Origin of the sequence: Aeromonas sp. 9A (assembly GCF_963900955.1) — a bacterium.
Lineage (GTDB): Bacteria > Pseudomonadota > Gammaproteobacteria > Enterobacterales > Aeromonadaceae > Aeromonas > Aeromonas salmonicida.
The window spans coordinates 399,007-420,030 of record NZ_CAWRFG010000001.1 but is presented as its reverse complement, the minus strand read 5'-3'; the positions used below and the strand labels follow the sequence as shown (position 1 = coordinate 420,030).

Genomic DNA, 21,024 nt, shown 5'->3' with positions numbered 1-21,024 from the left:
CTAACAGCAGCCGGAGAAAACGATCAGAGCAGCAGGTCTGCCAGCTCTCCCAGTCCGTTCAGTTCCACATCCGGCAACAATGGCAACTGCCGCCAGGAGCGCTGGCGGTCATTGAGCCAGGCGGCGCGAAAGCCGTGCAGGCGGGCGCCCAGCACATCCGTCACTGAATGATCCCCCACGTGCAGTATCCGGTCTGGTGCCAGCTTGAGGGCGGCCTGCGCCTGGACAAACATGTCCGGCGCCGGTTTCATCCTGGCACCCGCCCCCGCCTTGCAGACCAGGGTGAAGTAATCATTCAGCCCGGCCTGGGTCAGGTCCAGATTGCCATTGGTGATCACCACCAGCGGATAGCGCTCGGCCAGTCGTGCCAGCAACTCATGGGCCGCGTCACTCACTTCAATCTTTGAGCGTTCGGCGAGAAAGCCGGCGAAGACCTGCTCCGCCTCGCGACTGGCGATGGCTGCCGCCATGCCGCCCTGCAACATGGCCTCATGAATGGTCCGCTGGCGCGCCAGACTGACATCCTGGCGCAGCTCGGGATGGGCGATCAGCATGGTGCGTTTGAGATCCAGCCAGCGCGGCTTGTCCAGCATGGCGGTCGCCAGGTATTCGCTGCGCAGATGCTCAAGCATCCACTGCTCGGCCCGTTCAATGGCCGGGCCGTTGTCGTAGAGGGTGTCATCGAGGTCGAACGAGATGGCAGCAACCGGCTGCCAACGGCGATAAAAATGCATTCATGCTCCTTCACTGCGGGGTTATCAAGCCCCCTTGTTCATCTTCCGGCACCCTGGCGGCGTGGATGTTCAGATAACCGCAGACACTCCTTCACAGAGGTAAAGGTCACTCATCTTCCGGCGTGGCAGGATCCCGCTTTGCTCTTGGGTGAGCATTGTCATAGACCTTGGCCAGATGCTGAAAGTCGAGATGGGTATAGATCTGGGTAGTGGAGAGATCCGCATGACCCAGCAGCTCCTGCACGGCACGCAGATCGCCGGAGGACTCCAGCATGTGGGTAGCGAAGCTGTGGCGCAGCTTGTGGGGATGGACGTGGGCATTGAGCGCCTGCTTGTTGCCCCAGCCATCGAGCCGCTCCTGTACGGAACGGGCCGACAGCCGCTGTTTGCGCTTGGAGACGAACAAGGCGTCGGCCTCGTCCCCCGCCAGCAGATGGCGTACCTTGAGCCACTTGTGCAGCCACTCCACCGCCATTCTTCCCATGGGCAGCACCCGCTCCCGCGAGCCCTTGCCGGTCACCTTGAGCTGACGGTCATCGAGCTTGATGTCACCCAGATTGAGCCCCACCAGCTCGGCCAGCCGCAGGCCGGAAGAGTACATCAGCTCCATGATGGCCCGATCCCGTACCGCCAGGGGATCCTGCTCGTCTGTGATGTTGAGCAACTGGTACATCTCGTCCACATCCAGATTTTTCGGCAGCGGTCGCCCCTGCTTGGGGGTCACTATGCCACGGGCCGGGTTGGCGGTGAGCCGTCCCTGGCGCACCTGCCAGTCGCAGAAACTGCGCAAGGCGGAGATCTTGGTAGAAAGGGAGCGGGGAGCGAGCCCGGCCTTGTGCATCCGGGTCACCAGACTGCGCACCTGGCTCGCCTCGAGCCGGGCCCAGTCGCTTACACCCAGCCTGACCAGCTCGGTGGCCATGGCCTGCAGATGGGATTCATAGTTGCTGCGAGTGTGAGGGCTGAGCTGGCGCTCGACCCTCAGGTATTCGATAAAGGCCGCCAGCTCATCGGCCAGAGAGGCTGGCAGAGGCTCGGCGGCAGGGAGAGACGCTTTGGCCGGTTCCCTAGCCATGGGTCAGTTCAGGCAGACGCAACTGCAACAAGCGACCCAGCTGACCCAGCAGCAGGGTGTCGTTATGGGGGCTGAAGTGGCTGGGATCGGAACTGGCAAAGGCCAGCACGCCGAGATCGCCGAGCCGCATCAGAGCCACGGAGTTGACCAGCACATCGTGGCCAAACAAGGCCTGCTTCTCACTCTGGTTGAGGCGGCCAAAATAGTAATCCTGCCCCGGCAGCCGTTGACCCAGCAGTTGCTCGAGTTGCTTGCCGTCCGCCATGAAGCGCAGCTCGGGGCCGCTCAACTGGAATTTCTTCGGGCTGAGCCAGAGCCGCAGGCCGGTCAGCCGCAGCCGCTGCACGAACGCCTTGCCCATCACGGCACTCACCTCGAACAGAGACTGGCAACCATAGAGCTCGCCGTAGAGGTCGGCATAGACCCGGAAGATCCGCTCGTTCTCGCTGGCAATCCCCATCAACTCGGTGATCTCCTGCTCCAGCTGCTCGATGCGCTCCCGCTGCCTGTCCATCTGGCGTTCAACCAGAGAGACCGAGCCTTTGCGTTCATGGGGAATGCGGATCCGGTCCAACATGGCCGCGTGGCGCTGGAAAAACTCGGGATAACGGGCCAGGTACTCCAGCACTGTGGCTTCATCCACCAGTGGCTCCTGCCGTTTGAGTTCGCTCATAAATTGGTTGGTCCATTACAGAAAAAGGGCACTGGGCCCTGACATTATCGCGCAGCAGAGAGGGCTTGCGCCCTCGTCATGCCTATAACTCTATCTGGCCGTCGAATACATGCTCGGCCGGGCCCGTCATATAGACCGGCTGACCCGGCCCCTTCCAGGCGATGGTCAGCTTGCCACCCGGCAGACTGACGGTGACCCGCTCCTTGAGCTTGCCCTGACTGATGCCAATCACCGCCGCCGCACAGGCACCGGTACCGCAGGCCAGGGTCTCCCCCACACCGCGCTCGAATACCCGCAAACGGATCTCGGTGGCGTTGACCATCTCCATGAAGCCGACGTTGACCCGTTCGGGGAAACGCTCGTGCCGCTCCATGATGGCACCCAGAGTCTCCACCGGCGCATCGGCCACCGACGGAACTTCAATGACGCAGTGGGGGTTGCCCATCGAGACCACACCACACATCACAGTATGCTCTTGTGCCCGCAACAGATAGGTTTTTTCCGCCTTCTGGGCCCGAAACGGGATCTTGCCCGGCTCAAACTGGGGAACCCCCATGTTGACCGTGACCTGATTCTCTCCTTCCAGCTGCAGGCTAATGCGGCCACGGGCCGTGCTGACCGCAATGCGATCCCGGTTGATCAGCCCCTTGAGGCGCACGAAACGGGCGAAACAGCGGGCACCATTGCCGCACTGCTCCACCTCGCTGCCATCGGCATTGAAGATGCGATAGTGGAAGTCGAGTTCAGGGTCATAGGGCGGCTCCACCAACAACAGCTGGTCAAAACCGATCCCGAAGTGGCGATCCGCCAGCTTCTTGATGACGTCATTGCTGAAAAACACCTTCTGGGTGACACCATCCACCACCATGAAGTCGTTGCCCAGCCCATGCATCTTGGAAAAATCTATCAACATAGTGCGTTCCTGTACCCTTTAGGCAGTAAATGCTCGGCGCACCAGCGATCCGCTCAATCGTGCGTTCCCCTGCTATCAGGGCCGTCAATGCTCGCAACACCGGCAATCGGTCAACTGCTCGCGCGTTCAACGCACACAGAGACGCATCTGGAAAATCCAGTCGCCGTGGTGCCTTCCTGTGTTCAGGGCAGTAGATGCTCACCACGCCAGAGATCGGCCAACTGCTCGCGCTCTCTGATGAGGAAGGATTGGGTGCCATCCACCAGCACCTCGGCCGCACGCGGACGAGTGTTGTAGTTGGATGACATGGTAAAGCCATAGGCACCGGCGGAGCGTACCGCCAGCAGGGAGCCCTCGGCGATGGCCAGGGTGCGCTCCTTGCCGAGGAAGTCGCCGGTCTCGCAGACCGGGCCGACCACGTCATACAGCGCCTTCTCATGGGCCGTGCGGCTGTCCACCTCTATGATGTTCATCCAGGCGCCGTAAAGAGAGGGGCGCAGCAGGTCGTTCATGCCGGCATCGATCAGGGCAAAGTTGCGAGTTTCACCCGGCTTCAGGTACTCCACCCGGGTCAGCAGCACACCGGCGTTGGCAACGATGGCTCGGCCCGGTTCGAACAGCAGGGTCAGATCCCTACCCGCCAGCTTTTGCTTGAGCGCCTCGGCATACTCGGTGGGATGAGGTGGCTGCTCGGCACCATAGTTGACCCCGAGGCCGCCGCCCACGTCCAGGTGATGGATGTGAATGCCTTCCGCCGCCAGGGTATCGATCAGGCGCAGCAGCTTGTCGGCCGCCTCCATGAAGGGGTTGAGTTCGGTCAGCTGGGAACCGATGTGGCAATCCACCCCCTTGATCTCTATGTTGGCCATGGCCGCCGCCTTGCGATAGATGGCAGGCGCCTGCTCGATGGGGATGCCGAATTTGTTCTGCTTGAGGCCGGTGGAGATATAGGGATGAGTACCGGCGTCGATGTCGGGGTTGACCCGCACCGAGACTCGGGCCTTCTTGCCCATGCTGCCCGCCACCCGGTTCAGACGCTCCAGTTCGGCTTCCGACTCCAGGTTGAAACAGAGGATCTCTTTATCCAGCGCCAGCCGCATCTCGGCTTCGCTCTTGGCCACGCCGGAGAAAACCACCTTGGCCGGATCACCGCCCGCCGCCAGTACCCGCGACAACTCGCCGCCGGAGACGATGTCAAAACCCGAGCCCAGGCGGGCCAGCAGGTTGAGCAGCGCCAGATTGGAGTTGGCCTTGACCGCATAGCAGATCAGATGGGGAATATCGCCCGCTGCCTGATCGAAGGCATGCCAGTGGCGTTCCAGGGTCGCACGGGAGTATACGTACAGCGGGGTGCCGTATTGCTCGGCAAGGTGTTGCAGCGAGGTTTGCTCGGCCTGAAGCTGGCCGTCGGCATCGTAGTTAAAGTGATCCAAGGGGGCGGTTCCTTCCTAAATTATTGCGGCGCGGCCTCTGGGGCAGCTTCAACGGTCGCAGGCGTCTGTGCTTGCGGTGTACTCTCGGTCTGGGGCTGCTCGGGAGGCGGCATGTAAAGCGGTCCCGTCAGGCCACACGCGGCCAAACCAAGAGACAGAAGAGTGGCGAGCAGACACTTGGTAAGCTGGGTAATCATAATGGTTCGCTGCGAAAAAATTTTTGGCCCTCTATAATCGCACTCACATTGTTAAAAGCAACAGGATAAACCGATGAAGGATCACGAGTATCACGCCCTGACCGACGCCTTTTTCCAATATGTGGAAGACACTGTCGACGCAGGATATCCGGATATTGACTGTGAACGTGCCGGTGGGGTCTTGACCCTGTCGTTCGAGAACAAGACCAAGGTCATCATCAACAAGCAGGAGCCCCTGCACCAGATCTGGGTCGCCACCCGCGAGAACGGTTTCCACTTCGAGCTGCAAGGGGAAACCTGGATCGACAACCGCTTCGGCCATGAGCTCAAGGCGCTGCTGACCAAAGCCTGCACCACCCAGGCAGGTGAGTCAGTGGTATTCCCATGATTGACATTTATCCACAGGACGCCCGCCAAGCCGTGATCTGGCTGCACGGGCTGGGGGATTCCGGGGCCGGGCTGGCCCCGCTGGTGGACGCACTGGACTTGCCTGCCGACCTGCCGGTTCGTCATCTGCTGCCCGACGCGCCCGAGCGGCCCATCACCATCAACATGGGCTACAAGATGCGCGGCTGGTACGACATCAAGAGCTTCGACAATCCGGCGGACCGCGCCGTTGAGTCCCATGTGCGTGAATCCGCCACTCGTATCGCCGCCCTGCTGGACCAGCTGGTGGCCGAAGGGTTTGCCCCAGAGCGCATCCTGCTGGCTGGCTTCTCCCAGGGCGGAGTGATCGCCTCCTTTACCGCCCTGCGCCATCCGGTTCGGCTGGCTGGCCTGCTCTGCATGTCCACCTATCTGGCTGCGCCAGATGCCCTGCTGGCCGAGATGAACGAGGTCACCCGCGCCCTGCCCATCTGCTACATGCACGGCATCTATGACGACGTGGTGAATCTCTCCATGGGCTGGGATGCCAAGAACCGGCTGGAAGCGGCGGGGCTCACCCTCGAGTGGCACGAATACCCGATGCGCCACGAGATCTGCCGCCCCCAGCTTGACGACATCCGTCACTGGCTGCTGGCCCGCCTCAGTGCCTGATCGGGTTCACGACGGATAAAACAACGGCCTGCTTCTGCAGGCCGCTTTATATTCGATTTGTTCGAGGCTGTTCGTTTGCCTCTCTTGCGACCCTTCGCCGGGCCACATGAGCTAGCCAGTGGCAGACCCCAGCTCGCGGGCCGGACTGGCGTTGTCACGCATCTGCCCCTGACTGCGGTAGGGGATCACCTCCAGCTCGCCGTTGATCTGCACTATCTCGTAGTACTGGGGCAAGTTGAAGTTGCTGAACTGGCCCGCATCGCTGAAACGCTCGTGACTGGAGGCATAGAAACGGTTCACCCCCTGCACCAGCTCATCCTTGTTGCCGGCAAAATGCTGGTAGATCTCCACCCGGTTCGCCTCATCCAGAATATAGATGTTGGTGCCCGCATCCCGGGTATCAAAGAAGAACTGCACCAGCCCTTCACTGGCGTAGGCATCGACTATGTCGGGCAGATGCTGGCTGTGGGTCTTGTCGAGCCGCAGCGGCAGGTGATCCAGCTTGTTGTGGGAAATATGGCGGTAGAAGTCGATGGCGTTTTCCAGCTTCTTGACCGACACGCCGCGCCGTTCGAAGAAGATGCCGTACTTCTCGCGCCCCAGCGCCAGCGTCTTGACCAGTTGCAGCTTGTCACGGGCGAGACGCAACTCGATGCACTCGGCCACCAGTTGCTGGAAGCGGGTCCGGATAAGAGAGCGGAAGTGCTGGCTGTAACAGAACACTTCGATCATCTCGGGAGCGGCCGCATCCTGATGCATCTTGCCGAGAATGGTGGTGAGAGCATCCACCACGGCTTCGTCGCCCTGGAAGTGCAGGGTGCGGATCTCGCTCCAGGAGTTGCGATAGACCAGATCCACCGAGCCCACCAGACACTCCTGATTGCGACCGAACGAGAACACATCGGCAGCATTGGCGTCGAACTCGATCACCTGACCCATCCAGTGGCTGGTCGGATCCGTCTCCAGGTTGAGGAAAATGGAGAGCTGACGGATCTCGCACGGACGGCTGAGGGCCAGGTTGGTGGCGCGGGGATACTTGACCGGAAAGGTACCGGACAGGTCGCGGCAGAACTGGTGTAGATTGTCGATGTGCAGATCCGAGCCCTGATTGAACAGGTGCACCCGGGACTGGGGCGTCAGCAGACCGTTGAAGTAGGCCCAGGAGACCAGCTTGCTGATGTAGCCGTTATATTCGAGCGGCGCCCGGCCAATGATGTCTACCGGATCCAGTGAATGCTTGTAGAGATACCAGCCGGCGCGGTTGAGGCGACCATGGGGCACCTGCACCAGGCTGAGATCCGGCTCGCTCAGATCCGGCGCTATGGTCAGATTGATGCGCTGCACCTTGCCCGGCAGGCTCTCGAACGCGGCATAGAGCTTGCGTGACAGTATGCCTATGTCTTCCGGGTTGATGGACTCGCTGATGTTGTTGCGCCGGGCAAACTGGATCAGGTTGCGATAGCTCTGCATCAGGGCTTCCAGCAACTCGGCGTGGGCTACCTTGACGTCTTCGACCTTCCACTCCTGGCGGTGATCCAGATGGTGGAGCCGCTCCGGGCTCCAGCCCCAGTAGGAGACCAGCTGGGTCATCTGCTCGCGGCGCCAGGCCGGGGAGTGCTCCTCCTTCGGATGGCTGAGGCCGTCACACACTTTCAGATAGAAGCAGCGGCGCACCAGATCGAGGCGCTGCATGTCACCAATGGACTTGAGGTAGTTGGTCACCTTGTCCAGCATCAGACAGTAGTTGTCGAGCCGGTAGTGCATGCCATCGTTGTGCTGGAACCAGTCGCGACTGGTGACTGACAGCAGACGGGTGTTGGGATACTCGTGAGAGTAAGCCTCCATCAGCACCGACTTGAGCACGGCTTTGTAAGGGGAGTCGATGCCCTTATAGAGCTGCCACAAGGCGGAACCGAAGTACTCCTCGGCAGGAATCCGGTTGAACCCACCCAGATCGAGCCAGTCATCCTGGCTCAGCTTGCCATCCGCAAACAGGCTGTCCACATACTCGTCGTAGTGATCGTCATACTCGGCAGGCACCAGATACCAGAGCAGGCGCTTGCCGGCGATCAGCATGGCACTGCGGTAGAACTCGTCGAGCAGCAGCAGGTGCTGGGCGCTGCCACAGCTCTCTCCCTGCATCTGGGCGTCGTTGCACTGGCGGAACTTGTCTTCGGGGATCAGGAAGAAGTTGAGATCCACCCCCCGCTGCTCGGCCCACTTGGAAAGTTGCTGGCACTTGAGATCCAGCAACTCGAGCCGCGCCTGCGACAAACCGGCCACGTGGCAGACCCAGATGTCGAGATCCGAGTGGCAGCACTGACCAATGGACGAAGTGCTGCCCATGGAGTAGAGCCCCTGGATCGACTTGTCATGGGTAGTGAGGCCGTTCTGGCAGTTGGCGTTCTGGCACAGATCCTGGATGAAGGCCTGCTGGGCCTCGTTGGCGGTAAAACTCCAGATGCCGTGGGGCACATCACCTGCCACATAACCGGGCAACAGGGGATGATTGAAGTGCAGCATGACAGGCAGCAGTTGGAAGACCTGCTGCCCATAGCGACTCATGAGACCTAACGCCCGTTGCGTCTTGAGACGATTGAGTTCGTCGTAGCGCGCCACCAGCGTATCGAGTTTTACCAGCAATGCCCTGCCTATACCAAGGTAAGAAATGACGCACCAAAACGGGGAGACGTCAAAAAAGTGTGATCATGTTAACAATGCAAACAGCGGTGGTAAACAAGCCCGCACTGAATCACCGGATTATTTCTGACAAGCCACTAAACAGTATCAATGGAAAGCAATAAAAATTAATAATTTCATGTAGTTAATAAATTAATTCACCTTAATGAAAATCATTTTCAGCAGCCCTTTTTGAGCTTGGCCCCGCTTTTGCTGGCTGCGCCATGAAAGCCCCTGCAAAGGGTGGTAAGATCGTTTTCCTTCTAAAGATGAAACAACTGATTGATATGGCAGCCCGAACCCTGAAAATTGCCACTCGCAAGAGCCCATTGGCCCTGTGGCAGGCCAACTTCGTCAAAGACCGGCTGGAAGCCCTGTACCCCGAGTTGCAGGTCGAGCTGGTGCCCATGAGCACTCAGGGTGACAAGATCCTGGATACCCCTCTCGCCAAAGTGGGTGGCAAGGGGCTGTTCGTCAAGGAGCTGGAAACCGCCATGCTGGAGGGCCGCGCCGACATCGCCGTCCACTCCATGAAGGATGTGCCGGTGGAGTTCCCGGAAGGGCTGGGCTTGCACACCATCTGTGAGCGCGAAGATCCGCGCGATGCCTTCGTTTCCAACCATTTCAGCCAGATAGAAGCACTGCCGCAGGGCGCCGTGGTCGGCACCTCCAGCCTGCGCCGTCAGTGTCAGCTGCGGGCCTCCCGCCCGGATCTGGTGATCCGCGACCTGCGTGGCAACGTCAATACCCGTCTCGCCAAGCTGGATGCCGGTGAATATGACGCCATCATTCTCGCCGCCGCCGGCCTGAAGCGTCTGGAGATGGCACATCGCATCACCGCCTTCATCGAGCCGGAGCAGAGCCTGCCTGCCAACGGCCAGGGGGCGGTCGGCATCGAATGCCGCCTCGACGATCACGAGCTGCACACCCTGCTGGCACCGCTGGAGCACGCCGAGACCCGGATACGGGTGCTGACCGAGCGAGCCATGAACCGCGCCCTGCAAGGGGGCTGCCAGGTGCCTATCGGCGCCTACGCCCTGGTGCAGGGGGATGAGGTCTGGTTGCGCGGTCTGGTGGGCAGCCCGGATGGCTGTCAGGTGATCCACGACGAGATCCGCGGTCCGCTGGCAGACGGTGAGGCCCTCGGCCACACCCTGGCCCAGCGTCTGCTGGCGGCCGGTGCCGACGTTATCCTGGCCGAGGTCTACCGGGCATGATACCCCTGGTGGTGCGCCCGGCCGCTCAGGCCACCGAGCTGGTGCAACTGCTGCGCCAGCACGGCCACGCACCGCTCTGCTGTCCACTGCTTGAAACGGCAGCGGGCAGCGAACTCCCCCGCCTGCCCGAACTGCTGCCCCAGGCTGACATCGTCATTGCAGTCAGCGTGCATGCAGTTCATTTCACTCATCATTTTCTGTTGCAAACTGGTCAGACCTGGCCAAGTATTGACTACTTTGCGGTCGGCCAGGCCAGCGCGGATGCCTTCGCCGACGTCGGTATAGAGGCGAGCTGCCCTGACGATCCCCGTAGCGAAGGGCTGCTGGCCCTGCCCGCCCTGCAACAGGTGAGCGGCAAGCGGGTATTGATACTCAGAGGCAACGGGGGCCGGGATCTTATCGCCCGGACGCTGGCCTCACGCGGTGCTCTGGTGCACTATTGTGCGGCCTATGAGCGCCACTACCCCGAACTCGACGGGGACGCATTGACTCGCCATTGGCAGGCAGCCGGGCTCGACAGCCTGCTCATTACCAGTGGTGAACTGTTGCAACGGCTGCTGGAGCTGGTGCCAGACCAGCAGCAGCCCTGGCTTTATGACCGCCTCTTGGTGGTACCCAGCCCCCGCGTGGCCGACATGGCCAAGATGGCGGGCTTTACCCATATCACGATTGCCCAGGGTGCATCCAACCAGGCCCTGACGGCCGCTCTGGAACTGAGGAAGATGGAATGACTGAACAACAAGAATCCCAGGTCAAGCCCCAGCCGACCGCCGTGGTCAATGGCGGCAAGAGCCGCTCCGGCGTTCTGCTGGGTGGCGTTGCCATACTGCTGGCCCTCGGCCTGACTGGCGGTCTCTACCTGCATGGCCACCAGAGCGCCTTAGCCCAGCAGGGGGAACTGGATCAGCTCAAGCAGCAACTGGCCGAGGCCATGAACAAGCTGGATCAGAGCAACAGCAAGGATAGCGAGCAACTGAGTGCGCTGGGCAAAACCCAGCAGCAACTGCAAGAAGAGCTCAAGGGTCTGCAGAATCGGGTGCTGGATCTCAACGACAAGCGTCCCAACGACTGGATGCTGGCCGAATCCGAATACCTGGTACGCATGGCGGGCCGCAAGTTGTGGCTGGAACATGACCTCATCTCCGCCATTACCTTGCTTGGCAATGCCGACGAGCGGATCAAGGCGCTCAACGATCCCAGCCTGATGCCCATTCGCAAGGCGCTGGCGGAAGACATAGCCCAGCTCAAGGGGATGCCGCGCATCGACCGTGAAGGATTGACTCTGAAACTGGCCGCCCTCTCTGACCAGATAGAGCTGCTGCCCCTCTCCACCGTCAGCATGCCGGAAGCCAAGACTGAGCCGGATCAAGCCGTCAGCACCAATCCGGACGAGTGGGAAAGCAACCTGAAGAAGAACTGGGTCAAGTTCACCGAGAACTTCATCACCATACGTCGCCGCGATGGCGCCGTGGAAGCCCTGCTCTCCCCGCAGCAGGAGATCTTCCTGCGCGAAAACCTCAAGACCAAGCTGCTGCAAGCCCAGCTCGCCGTCTACCGCGAGCAGCAGGCACTGTATGACGACAGCCTGGAGAAGGCACAACGCTGGCTGACCCAGTATTTCGATACCGACAACAGCGCCACTCACTACATGCAGTCCGAGCTGGACAAGCTCAAGAGCGAGCAGATCCAGTTCACCTATCCGGATCGCTTCAAGACCCAAGCCATGCTGGAAGAGGTGCTGACCGAGCGCCTGCAACGCATTCTGGCCAGCAACTGAGGAGGGCACCATGATTCGTCTGATTGTTCTGGTGGCCGTGATGATAGCCGGGCTGATGTTTGGCCCTGAAGCATCCGGCAACAAGGGGTATGTGCTGATCGCCCTGGGTAACTACACGGTGGAGTCCTCTGTCACCAGTGCCGTTATCCTGGCTGTGCTGTTCTACGGCGCCCTGCTTGTCATCGAATGGCTGCTGGCCAGGGTATTCGGTCTGCGCCGCAAGACGCTGGGCTGGTACGGTTCACGCCGGCGCCGCAAGGCCAACCAGCAGACGGTGGCAGCGACACTGGCCATGGCCGAAGGTCACTACAGCCAGGCCGAGAAGCTGATGCTCAAGGGCGCCAGCAACAGCGATACCCCGCTGCTCAACTACCTGAGTGCCGCCAAGGCCGCCCAGGCCCGTGGCGACGACGTGCGCCGGGATCAATACCTGCAAAAGGCGCAGGAGGAGAACCCCAAGGCCGAGCTGGCACTGACCCTGACCCAGACCCAGCTGCAAATTGAGCAGGGCCAGTACGACACTGCGCTGGCCATGCTGGAATCCGTCTACGCCCTCAACCCGCGCCACCCCATGGTGCTGGATCAGCTGCGTCAGGTACATCTGGCGCGCGAGGACTGGGCGGCCCTCATCGACCTGATCCCCGTGCTGCACAAGGTGGGCAAGCTGACCCCCAAACAGGAAGAAGATTTGCTGCATCGGGCCTGGACCGGTCGGCTCAAGGCTGCCAGTGACGCCCTCGAAACCCTGCGCCCTGTCTGGCAGGATCTGCCCCGCAAGCTGCGCCAGGATCCGGATCTGCTGGCCGCCTACGGCGATCGCCTGCGTGAGCTCGGCGCCGACAGCGAAGCCGCCGAACTCTGGCTGGACGCGCTGCGCAAGCAGGTATCCCCCCAGTTGCTGGCTCGCCTGCCCAAACTCAAGCTCGAGAGCTACCAGCCGGTGCTGACCCTGTTGCAGAAGATACAGGATCAACCGGGCGTCGAGGCGGCCCTGGCCCAGGTCTATCTGCTGGCGGGTCAGCTGGACCAAGCCCAGCGCCTGCTGGAGCAGGAAGTGGCCAAGACACCTAGCGCCGCCATCTACCACGCCCTTGGCCAGGTAATGGACAAGCGCCGGCTCACCAACAAGGCCAACGAGTATTATCGTCAGGCCTTGGCGCTGGCCGACGTCTGACCCGGGTGCCGCTGACGGATACCACCCAAAAAGAGAGGCCGCGATTGCGGCCTCTCTTTTTTCTGATCTGCTCTGATTTTACGCCGCGGCCGGTTTATGCCGTCTGTCGCTCCAGCTCACCGATGAGCCAGATGGCCTCTTCCCGATGAAAGCCGCACACATCCTGCATGGGTCGAAAACCACCGCAGACCGCCGGCCGATCAGGCTGGTCGAAGATCTTGCAACCCAGCTGCATGTCGAGCTGTACGCAGGGTACACCGGCCGGCTTGCCGGCGGGCATACCCGGGATGGCACTGCTGATACTGGGGGCAATGCAGCAGGCACCACAACCTTGACGACATTCCATGTAACGCTTTCCTGTGCGTGGCGAACCAGTCTAGCAAAAAGCCGTGATTCCCCTTAGCCTTATCCCGGCGCACCCTGAAATAGCGACCTCCCAGACAACAAAAAGCCCGACGGCAACAGCCGTCGGGCTTTTTCAACAGCAGCGTCAGCGCATCACAGAATGATGTCGCGCACCACGCTGTCTTTGCGCTCCAGGAAGTGGATCGACTTGATGCGACGAATCGTCCGCGACTTGCCACGGATCAACAGGGTCTCTGTGGTCGCCATGACGCCATCGCTGGTGATGCCGTCCAGCAGATCACCCTTGGTGATGCCGGTCGCCGAGAAGATGACGTTGTCATTCTTGGCCAGATCTTCCAGCTTGAGCACCTTGGTCACATCGATGCCGAGCTCCACGCAGCGAGCAATTTCCTGCTCGCCCAGCGCACGCACTTCCGGGCTGTCGCCCTTGACCTGATGACGGGGCATCAGGCGAGCCTGCATGTCACCATCCAGCGCACGGATCACCGCCGCCGAGATCACCCCTTCCGGCGCGCCGCCGATGCCATACAGCATGTCGACTTCGCTGTCCGGCAGACAGGTCAGGATGGACGCAGCCACGTCGCCATCAGGGATGGCAAACACCCGCACGCCCAGCCCCTGCATCTCCTTGATCGCCTTGTCGTGACGCGGCTTGGCCAGGGTGATCACGGTCAGGCGGGAGAGCGGCTTGCCCAGCGCCTTGGCCACGGCCTTGAGGTTCAGCTCGAGGGCCTGATCCAGGTCGATGGCCCCCTTGGCCTTGGGACCCACGATCAGTTTTTCCATGTACATGTCGGGCGCCTTGAGGAAGGAACCCTTATCGCCGACCGCCAGCACGGCCAAGGCGTTGGCCTGGCCCATGGCGGTCATGCGGGTACCTTCGATAGGATCGACCGCGATATCCACGGCATCACCCAGCCCGGTCCCCACCTTCTCGCCTATGTAGAGCATGGGGGCTTCGTCGATTTCACCTTCACCGATCACAATCTCACCATCGATCTGGATCTGATTGAGGATATGGCGCATGGCCGCTACGGCCGCCCCATCGGCGATATTCTTGTCACCACGTCCGAGCCACTTGTAGCCAGCCAGTGCAGCCGCTTCCGTCACTCGGGAAAACTCGATTGCCAGTTCACGTCTCATCGCATATCCAACCTTTGGAGCTCGAAAACGGGCGGCATTCTATCACAAGGGCAAACCTTTGCGCGCAAAAGTGGCGGATGGTCACACAAATCCCGGGCCGTCACCAAACTGACATCAAACCGCCATCGACACTTAACGGGATTGTCACCCCGCCGTCATTCCCCCTGCCTAGCATGGCCCCGTCTTTTAAAACAAAAGCTTGCAACAAGGGATCAAGATGAAAAAGCTGACTGTAGTGGCACTGGCTCTCACCGCGGCCTTCCAGGCTCAGGCCGTTGAAGTGTACAAAAACGACACCACGATGGTGGATTTGTATGGACGTATCTACGCTGGCCATTTCTTCGGTGACAAGAAGGAAGGGGTCGACACTGCAAACCCGAATGGCACTCATGACTACAGTGCCAAGCAGGGTGCAAACCAGTTTGTCCGCTTCGGTGCCAAGGTGGATAGCCAGATCAACAGCCAACTGAAGGCGCTGGCCCAGTACGAAGTGCAGATGTACATCAATGACAGCGAAAAAACCATCAGCGACAACTCGGACAACCTGCGTACCCGCCTGGCGTTCGCCGGTGTGGGCGCTGACTGGGGCAACATCACCTTCGGTCGCCAGAAGGGAGCCCCCGGCTTCCTGGCCGACTGGACTGACGTCTCCCTCTCCGATGGCTATGGCAACGAAGCCCTCGGCGCCAAGACCGACACCTTCGCCACCAACCGTGCCGGTTCAGTGCTGAAGTACTCCGGCCTGTTCAACGGCTTCCAGATAGACACCAGCTACAAGTTCGATGGCGGTGATACCGAAGAGACCACCAGCAAGGACAGCGATGCCGCCTACGGTGCCGCTGTGGCCTACACCTTCCCGTTCAATCTGGCACTGGGTACCGCCTACAACGTGGGGATCCGTGACAAGAACGGTGAAGAAGATGCCAAGCTGTGGCTCATCTCCGCCAAATACGACAACAAGGCCGTCTATGCCGCCCTGAGCTATGCCGACGGCACCGACTTCCTGGCCACCGGCACTGACCACACCGGTTGGGAAGCCGCGCTCGGTTACAACTTCGAGAACGGTTTCGGCCTGATGGCACTGTGGAACAAGCAGGAACAGGACAAGGCGGGTACCAAGAAAGACAATCTGGATTACTACACCCTGGGCGCCCAGTACAAGTTCAACAAGAACCTGCGCGTCATCGGCGAGTACCGCATCAACAACCTGGACAGCGTTGCCGGTAAAGCAACCGCCAACAAGGATGACTTCCAGCTGGCGGCCCGTTACGACTTCTAAGTCGGGTTTTCAGCAAGAAAAACAACGCGCTGGCTTATGCCGGCGCGTTTTTTTGTGGCCCCCTGTCAACCCGGCATCCAGCCATGATCTAGGCTCAACAGAACCATGAAGAGGAGATCACCATGCTGTTACGCCTGCTTGTCTGCTGCTGCCTGTTGTTCACCCTTCCCGTTCAGGCGCTGACCATCGCCATGGTGCTGTGGCGCGGTGAAACCGATGCCGAGCGGGGCTTTCGTGCCGAACTGATCCGGCTGGGATACAACCCCACCTTCATCACCTTCAACGCCAATCAGGATCGCTCCGCTCTGGCGACGCTGCTGCGCCAGCAACTGCTGCCCTCCCTCGCCCAATACGACTATATCTACAGCTTCGGGACCACGGCCACCACCATGGTCAAGAGTCTCATCGGTGAGCGCAAGCCGCTGATTTTCAATATAGTCTCTGACCCTGTCGGGGCCGGGATCCTGTCAGAAGAGCGAAGCGACAACCCCATGGTGGCCGGCTCCAGCAACCTGGTGCCCATGGCACTCCAGCTCGCCAACGCCCGCAAACATCTGCCCAACAGCAAGGGACTGCTGCTGCCCTTCAACCCCCGCGAGCAGAATACCTTGCTGACCGCTGAACTGCTGCTGCGTGAAGCCAAGCGCTACCAGTGGGACCTCACGACCTGGCGCATAGCACCGGACAAACGGCGGCTCACAAACGAGCTCAAACGCCTGCAGCAAGATGCGAAACAGAGCATCGTCTTCCTTGCCGCCGACAGCTATCTGCTCTCCATCGCCCCCGAGCTGCTGGCCGCCCTCAACGAGGCGGGCATCCCCACCATCTGCAGCGCCGAGCAGTTTGTCCAACACGACTGTACCGTCAGCACCATCAGCAGCTATGACACCCTGGGACGAATGACGGCCAGCATCATCCACCGCCACTTGCAGGGCACGCCGCTGCAAGAGATACCACTGCAGACGGATCCGGCTCCGCGACTGGTGCTGGGCAAGCAACTGGCGCCATAGCACCGGATTTTTCTGCCCATACCCTCAACCCCCAGTCACTCGTCCAGCCACACGGGCCTGACATCATGTGCGCTCCATCCGATCCCCCTGCATATTTGCATCACATCTTTATGTTGCAGAGCTAATGAAAATCAATATCATTAGCATCCTCTCGGATGAGAGAAACCAATAATTATAAATAAATCAATAAGTTCAGACCATCAGGTCGCTTCCTCAAGAGTCAACACGCAACATGTACACACCGAATCACCCACGCGCCCTGCTGGGCGTGGCTCTGCTGGCCCTGAGTGCCGGCGCTCGCGCCGAAGACGAGACCATGACGGTCGTCGGCAAACGCAGCCAGCATGAAGAGGTCGCCACCGCGACCCGCACCAACACCCCGGCCAAACTGGTGCCCCAGGCCATCGACAGCGTCAAGGCCAGCGAACTGACCGCCTTCGGCCAACCCACCCTGAGCGAGGCCCTGACCGGTATTCCCGGGGTCAACGCCAGCGGTGACACCCGCTTCGATAGCGTCAATATCCGTGGTTTCAGTGCCAGCAATGACTTCTATCTGGACGGCTTTCGCGATGACATGCAGTACACCCGGGATCTCGGCAACATAGAGAGGGTCGAGGTGCTCAAGGGCCCGGCGGCGGTGCTGTACGGCCGTGGCAGCACGGGTGGCATCATCAACCGGGTCAGCAAGAAACCGCAGAAGGGCCAGGAGTCCAGCGTCACCGCCCTGGTGGGCAGTTTCGATACCAGGCGCGTGGCCGCCGACCTCAATGCCGAGGCGGGTGAACGGGTGCAGCTGCGCCTCAACCTGGCACAGGAAGACAAGGACAGTTTTCGCAACGACGTGACCAGCAAGCGCACCCTGCTGGCCCCCTCCGCCAACTGGGAGATCAGCGACAAGCTGAACTGGCTGGTACAGTACGAGCGCAATGCCCACGACCGCACCCCGGATCGCGGCATTCCCGGCGTCAATGGCCGTCCGGCCGACGTGCCGAAGGAATATGTCTACAGCGATACTCGCCGCGACTTTATCGACGACGTGGCGCAATCCACCCGCTCCCGCCTCTCCTGGGATCTCAATGATCAGTGGCAACTGCGCCAGCAGCTGGGCTACAGCACCCTCGACAGCCAGTTCGACAACACCTATGTCACCAGCGTCAAAGGGGATCAGGTCACACGTGCCCGCTGGCAGCAGGATCTCAAGGCCAACAGCCTGATCAGCAACACAGAGGCCGAAGGCCAGCTGCAGACAGGCCCCGTCGAGCATCGTCTGCTGATCGGGTTCGAGCAGAACTGGCAGGAGCGCACCCCCAAGCTCTACCAGAACACCAGCCCCATCCCGGCCGGCAATCTTTACGATCCCGGCTCACTGCCCACCTATGATGGCGCCATGAAGTTATCCAGCGACGCCAACCACAAGGTGCGCGGCTACGGCCTCTATCTGCAGGATCAACTCAGCCTGGGTGACTGGCATCTGGTAGGCGGCTTGCGCCGCGACGACTTCACCGTCACCAGCCGCCGCAACGACCTCAACAAGGAAGAGACCCTCTCGGTCACCAGCCTGAGCCCACGGCTGGGGCTGGTGTGGAATCCCCTCGAGGATCACGCCTTCTACACCTCCTACAGCAAGACCTTCACGCCGGTTGGCGGGGAGCTTATCGGCATCACACCGGGGGACAAGAACAACAGTCTGGATCCCCAGAACACCCGGCTGTATGAGGGTGGCGTGAAGAGCGACTGGCTGGATGGCCGCCTGGCGACCACCCTCTCTCTCTACCGGTTGGAGATGTACAACAAGCGCAGCAAGGACCCGCTGGATCCCACCAAGGTGACCCTCACCGGTCTGCAGCGCACAGATGGCATAGAGCTGAGTGCCCGCGCCCAGCTGACCGACGAGCTTTACCTGCGCGGCGGCATCGCCATCCAGGATGCCGAGCAGGTGAAGGCGGATGCGGATCTGCAGGGCAAGCGACCGATGAACGTCTCCCGCCAGAACGGCCAGCTGTTTGCCGGCTATGAGAGCGGCCAGCAGGGTTGGTTCGGCGAAACCGGCGTGACTGCGGTAGGCGATCGCTTCGCCGACAACGCCAACACCACCACCTTGCCCGGCTATGCCCGCTTCGATGCCCGCGCCGGCTACCGCTGGCAGCAATGGGAAGCCCAGCTGAGCGCCGAGAACCTGACCGACCACGACTACTTCGTCAGCGCCACCAGTGCCTCCCAGATCCTGCCGGGCACGCCCCGCCAGCTGAATCTGAGCGCAGCCTACCGTTTCTGATCTTCCTTTCATCACAGATGACCCCTGGCCAGCGATTGCTGGCCAGATTTTTATGAAGCGCAAAATATGAAACGCAAAAAACTCCCTCTTCACAACAACAAATGGGTGCGCCGCATCCATGCCTGGGCCGGCTTTGCCACCCTCACCCTGATGCTGCTCTACGGCCTCACCGGCTTGTGGCTGCAACACAGGGCCGTGCTGCCCATTCCCGGCCCCCACACCGACAAGTCGAGCGAGGAGATAGCGCTGAACGCGCCGCTGGCCAGCCCGGACGAGCTGAAAACCCTGCTGCAACAGCGCTATCCGGAGGGCTTTGAGGAGGGACGCGCCATGATCACCCCGGCCCAGACCCTGCCCACCCCGGCTGGCCCTCTCACACTGCCGGCCCGCTGGGAGATGCGCGGCGTCACCCTCAGCCAGAGCGTGACGGCCAGCTATGTGGAGGGGACCCTGCTGGTTCGCACCGAATTGCAGCAGGCCAACTTCGCCGCCAGCCTGAACCGGCTGCATCGCGGCATGGGTACCGGCCTCTCCTGGCAGCTGTTCGGCGATCTGGCGGCGCTGGCCATGTTGCTGCTGGCGCTCACCAGTTTGCTGATGTGGAACAAACTGCACGGCCCGGCCGGCAGGGGCATAGCCCTGCTGCTGACAGGCGCCATCGCCACAGTGATGGTCGCTCTGCTCTAGCCCATTTACCGACACCAAAGCGGGATCAGGCTCTCACGGGCGGTAACCCTGCTCGCCGCCGAAGTAACAAAGGGTAACCGGCTGCCGATGGGGGTCACACTTGTCGGCGCCGTGACTGGATGGGGGCCGCTCGCGACTGTTAGGGTGCGGCCTTGACTCCAGACGGCCACAGGCATAATGCGCATCTCCAGCATAGAGTGCGGGCGAGTAGTGGCCATCATGGCCGTGATGACCATTCACCTCTCCCCCCTCAGCAATCCGTTCGATCCCGCCCTGTGGGACGGCACCCTCTATTTCTGGCTGGGGGGCATCATCAACCAGCTGTGCCGCTTCGCGGTCCCGCTCTTCTTTCTCTGCGCCGGCTACTTTCTGCAACCAGCCCTCGCCGCAGGCAACCCCATGACGGCAGCACTGCGTTACTGCCGCCCTCTGCTGGGACTCTGGCTGGTGTGGAGCCTGCTCTATCTGCTGATCCCCTTCAACCCGCTGGCGGCGATTGAGCAAGGCTACCTGCCGGCCATGGCGAGCCAGTGGCAGATGCAGCTGGGGGATCCCCTCAACGCCTGGTGGGTGGGTGGCATGATCCATCTCTGGTTCCTGCCCGCCCTGATGCTGGCCGTCTTGCTGCAGGCACTGTGTCACAGGATTGGGCTGCCACGGCTGGCGCTGGTGCTCGGTGTCCTGCTCTACCTGCTGGCCTTGCTCGGCGGCTCCTATGGCCAGCCTCTGCTGGGGGGCGAGTGGGCACTCTTGACCCGCAACGGTCCCTTCTTCTCCTCGATTTTCGTGGCGCTGGGCGCCGAGCTGCGGGCCCGTCACTGGCGGCCGGACACCCGGCGCAGCGCCCTGATGTTGAGCGTGGGGATGGGGATCTATGCACTGGAAGCCTGGGGCTTGCTGCACTTCGCCGACGTGCCCCTCAGTCGCCACGACTTTCTGCTCGGCTCGCTGCTCTGGGGCCTGGGCCTGTTCGGCCTGCTGCTGGCCAACCCGGGCTGGGGCCAAGGCAGCTGGCTGGAACGCCAGGCTCCAAGAGTGCTGGGTCTCTACTGCCTGCACATGATGCTGGTGGTCTGGCTGATGATCTTTGGCCCGCAGGGGAAGTTGCTCTGGTGGGAACTGCTGAAAGTACCGGCCTTGATCACCCTCTCCCTGCTCGCCTACCGGCTGCTGGCGGCAACCCCGGCCAGCCGCAGCTTGCTGCGCGCCCGTTGATGAGGGACATATGAGACTGAGAGGAGAGGAGGCGGGAGCTATGCCGATCCCTCCCTACTCGCGACTGAACGGGTGGTTCAATTTTTATTCATCGCCGACAGATAAACTCCGGTCTCCTTAACGCGAAACCCAACCTGGA

The 21,024-nt window shown here is 61.1% G+C and carries 20 protein-coding genes; 11 read left to right on the top strand and 9 right to left on the bottom strand.

Annotation, left to right across the window (positions count from 1 at the left end; translation table 11 throughout):
• Positions 1-23 precede the first annotated feature (23 nt).
• From AACX78_RS02050 to lptM, 6 genes are all read right to left on the bottom strand, one after another.
• The gene (locus tag AACX78_RS02050; RefSeq protein WP_159165242.1) at positions 24-734 is read right to left on the bottom strand and encodes an HAD-IA family hydrolase; all 711 of its coding nucleotides are present in this window, start codon (positions 732-734) and stop codon (positions 24-26) included.
• Between the two features lie 106 nt (positions 735-840).
• On the bottom strand, positions 841-1,809 hold the full coding sequence (xerC, locus tag AACX78_RS02045) for a tyrosine recombinase XerC (RefSeq protein WP_159165241.1): 969 nt from the start codon (positions 1,807-1,809) through the stop codon (positions 841-843).
• Positions 1,802-2,482, bottom strand: coding sequence for a DUF484 family protein (locus AACX78_RS02040; RefSeq protein ID WP_005316158.1), 681 nt, complete (start codon positions 2,480-2,482; stop codon positions 1,802-1,804). Before AACX78_RS02040 ends, xerC begins: the two co-directional genes overlap by 8 nt.
• 82 nt (positions 2,483-2,564) lie before the next feature.
• Positions 2,565-3,395, bottom strand: a complete 831-nt coding sequence (gene dapF / locus AACX78_RS02035) for a diaminopimelate epimerase (RefSeq protein ID WP_011899114.1) — start codon at positions 3,393-3,395, stop codon at positions 2,565-2,567.
• Between the two features lie 182 nt (positions 3,396-3,577).
• A complete protein-coding gene (gene lysA / locus AACX78_RS02030; protein WP_005316164.1) occupies positions 3,578-4,828 on the bottom strand; it encodes a diaminopimelate decarboxylase in 1,251 nt (416 codons plus the stop codon).
• A gap of 20 nt (positions 4,829-4,848) precedes the next feature.
• Positions 4,849-5,025: an LPS translocon maturation chaperone LptM gene (gene lptM / locus AACX78_RS02025; RefSeq protein WP_073531790.1), complete on the bottom strand. Its 177-nt coding sequence runs from the start codon at positions 5,023-5,025 to the stop codon at positions 4,849-4,851.
• Between the two features lie 73 nt (positions 5,026-5,098).
• Here lptM and cyaY point away from each other — a divergent pair, with 73 nt between their 5' ends.
• Together cyaY and AACX78_RS02015 are read left to right on the top strand one after the other, a co-directional pair.
• Positions 5,099-5,413, top strand: a complete 315-nt coding sequence (cyaY, locus tag AACX78_RS02020) for an iron donor protein CyaY (RefSeq protein WP_005316166.1) — start codon at positions 5,099-5,101, stop codon at positions 5,411-5,413.
• Positions 5,410-6,063, top strand: a complete 654-nt coding sequence (locus tag AACX78_RS02015; protein WP_159165240.1) for an alpha/beta hydrolase — start codon at positions 5,410-5,412, stop codon at positions 6,061-6,063. Before cyaY ends, AACX78_RS02015 begins: the two co-directional genes overlap by 4 nt.
• A gap of 111 nt (positions 6,064-6,174) precedes the next feature.
• Here AACX78_RS02015 and AACX78_RS02010 read toward each other — a convergent pair whose 3' ends face one another.
• Entirely contained in the window at positions 6,175-8,706 is a 2,532-nt protein-coding gene (locus AACX78_RS02010) for a class I adenylate cyclase (RefSeq protein WP_058394812.1), read from the bottom strand.
• A 323-nt stretch (positions 8,707-9,029) separates the two neighbouring features.
• On the opposite strand from AACX78_RS02010, the gene hemC reads away from it, so the two are divergent.
• From hemC to AACX78_RS01990, 4 genes are read left to right on the top strand one after another with little or no spacing between them, the layout of a single operon-like run.
• Positions 9,030-9,959 carry a hydroxymethylbilane synthase gene (hemC, locus tag AACX78_RS02005; RefSeq protein WP_159167425.1) on the top strand — a complete coding sequence of 310 codons (930 nt, stop codon included), beginning with the start codon at positions 9,030-9,032 and terminating at the stop codon, positions 9,957-9,959.
• On the top strand, positions 9,956-10,690 hold the full coding sequence (locus tag AACX78_RS02000; protein ID WP_159165239.1) for a uroporphyrinogen-III synthase: 735 nt from the start codon (positions 9,956-9,958) through the stop codon (positions 10,688-10,690). Before hemC ends, AACX78_RS02000 begins: the two co-directional genes overlap by 4 nt.
• Positions 10,687-11,736 carry a uroporphyrinogen-III C-methyltransferase gene (locus tag AACX78_RS01995; protein ID WP_159165238.1) on the top strand — a complete coding sequence of 350 codons (1,050 nt, stop codon included), beginning with the start codon at positions 10,687-10,689 and terminating at the stop codon, positions 11,734-11,736. Before AACX78_RS02000 ends, AACX78_RS01995 begins: the two co-directional genes overlap by 4 nt.
• Positions 11,737-11,746: 10 nt before the next feature.
• Positions 11,747-12,910, top strand: a complete 1,164-nt coding sequence (locus tag AACX78_RS01990; RefSeq protein ID WP_159165237.1) for a heme biosynthesis HemY N-terminal domain-containing protein — start codon at positions 11,747-11,749, stop codon at positions 12,908-12,910.
• A 94-nt stretch (positions 12,911-13,004) separates the two neighbouring features.
• On the opposite strand, the gene AACX78_RS01985 is transcribed toward AACX78_RS01990, so the two are convergent.
• Both AACX78_RS01985 and glpX read right to left on the bottom strand, forming a co-directional pair.
• The gene (locus AACX78_RS01985) at positions 13,005-13,256 is read right to left on the bottom strand and encodes a YkgJ family cysteine cluster protein (RefSeq protein WP_005316205.1); all 252 of its coding nucleotides are present in this window, start codon (positions 13,254-13,256) and stop codon (positions 13,005-13,007) included.
• Positions 13,257-13,408: 152 nt separating this feature from the next.
• A complete protein-coding gene (gene glpX, locus AACX78_RS01980; protein ID WP_005316208.1) occupies positions 13,409-14,419 on the bottom strand; it encodes a class II fructose-bisphosphatase in 1,011 nt (336 codons plus the stop codon).
• Between the two features lie 217 nt (positions 14,420-14,636).
• On the opposite strand from glpX, the gene AACX78_RS01975 reads away from it, so the two are divergent.
• The 5 genes from AACX78_RS01975 (at position 14,637) to AACX78_RS01955 (ending at position 20,885) form a co-directional block, all read left to right on the top strand.
• On the top strand, positions 14,637-15,698 hold the full coding sequence (locus AACX78_RS01975) for a porin (protein ID WP_021138938.1): 1,062 nt from the start codon (positions 14,637-14,639) through the stop codon (positions 15,696-15,698).
• 122 nt (positions 15,699-15,820) lie between these two features.
• Positions 15,821-16,708: an ABC transporter substrate-binding protein gene (locus tag AACX78_RS01970; protein WP_111589213.1), complete on the top strand. Its 888-nt coding sequence runs from the start codon at positions 15,821-15,823 to the stop codon at positions 16,706-16,708.
• 232 nt (positions 16,709-16,940) lie between these two features.
• Entirely contained in the window at positions 16,941-18,983 is a 2,043-nt protein-coding gene (locus AACX78_RS01965) for a TonB-dependent receptor (protein ID WP_159165236.1), read from the top strand.
• Positions 18,984-19,049: 66 nt separating this feature from the next.
• Positions 19,050-19,670, top strand: a complete 621-nt coding sequence (locus AACX78_RS01960; protein WP_159165235.1) for a PepSY-associated TM helix domain-containing protein — start codon at positions 19,050-19,052, stop codon at positions 19,668-19,670.
• Between the two features lie 177 nt (positions 19,671-19,847).
• Positions 19,848-20,885, top strand: coding sequence for an acyltransferase (locus AACX78_RS01955; protein WP_159165234.1), 1,038 nt, complete (start codon positions 19,848-19,850; stop codon positions 20,883-20,885).
• Positions 20,886-21,024: the final 139 nt, after the last annotated feature.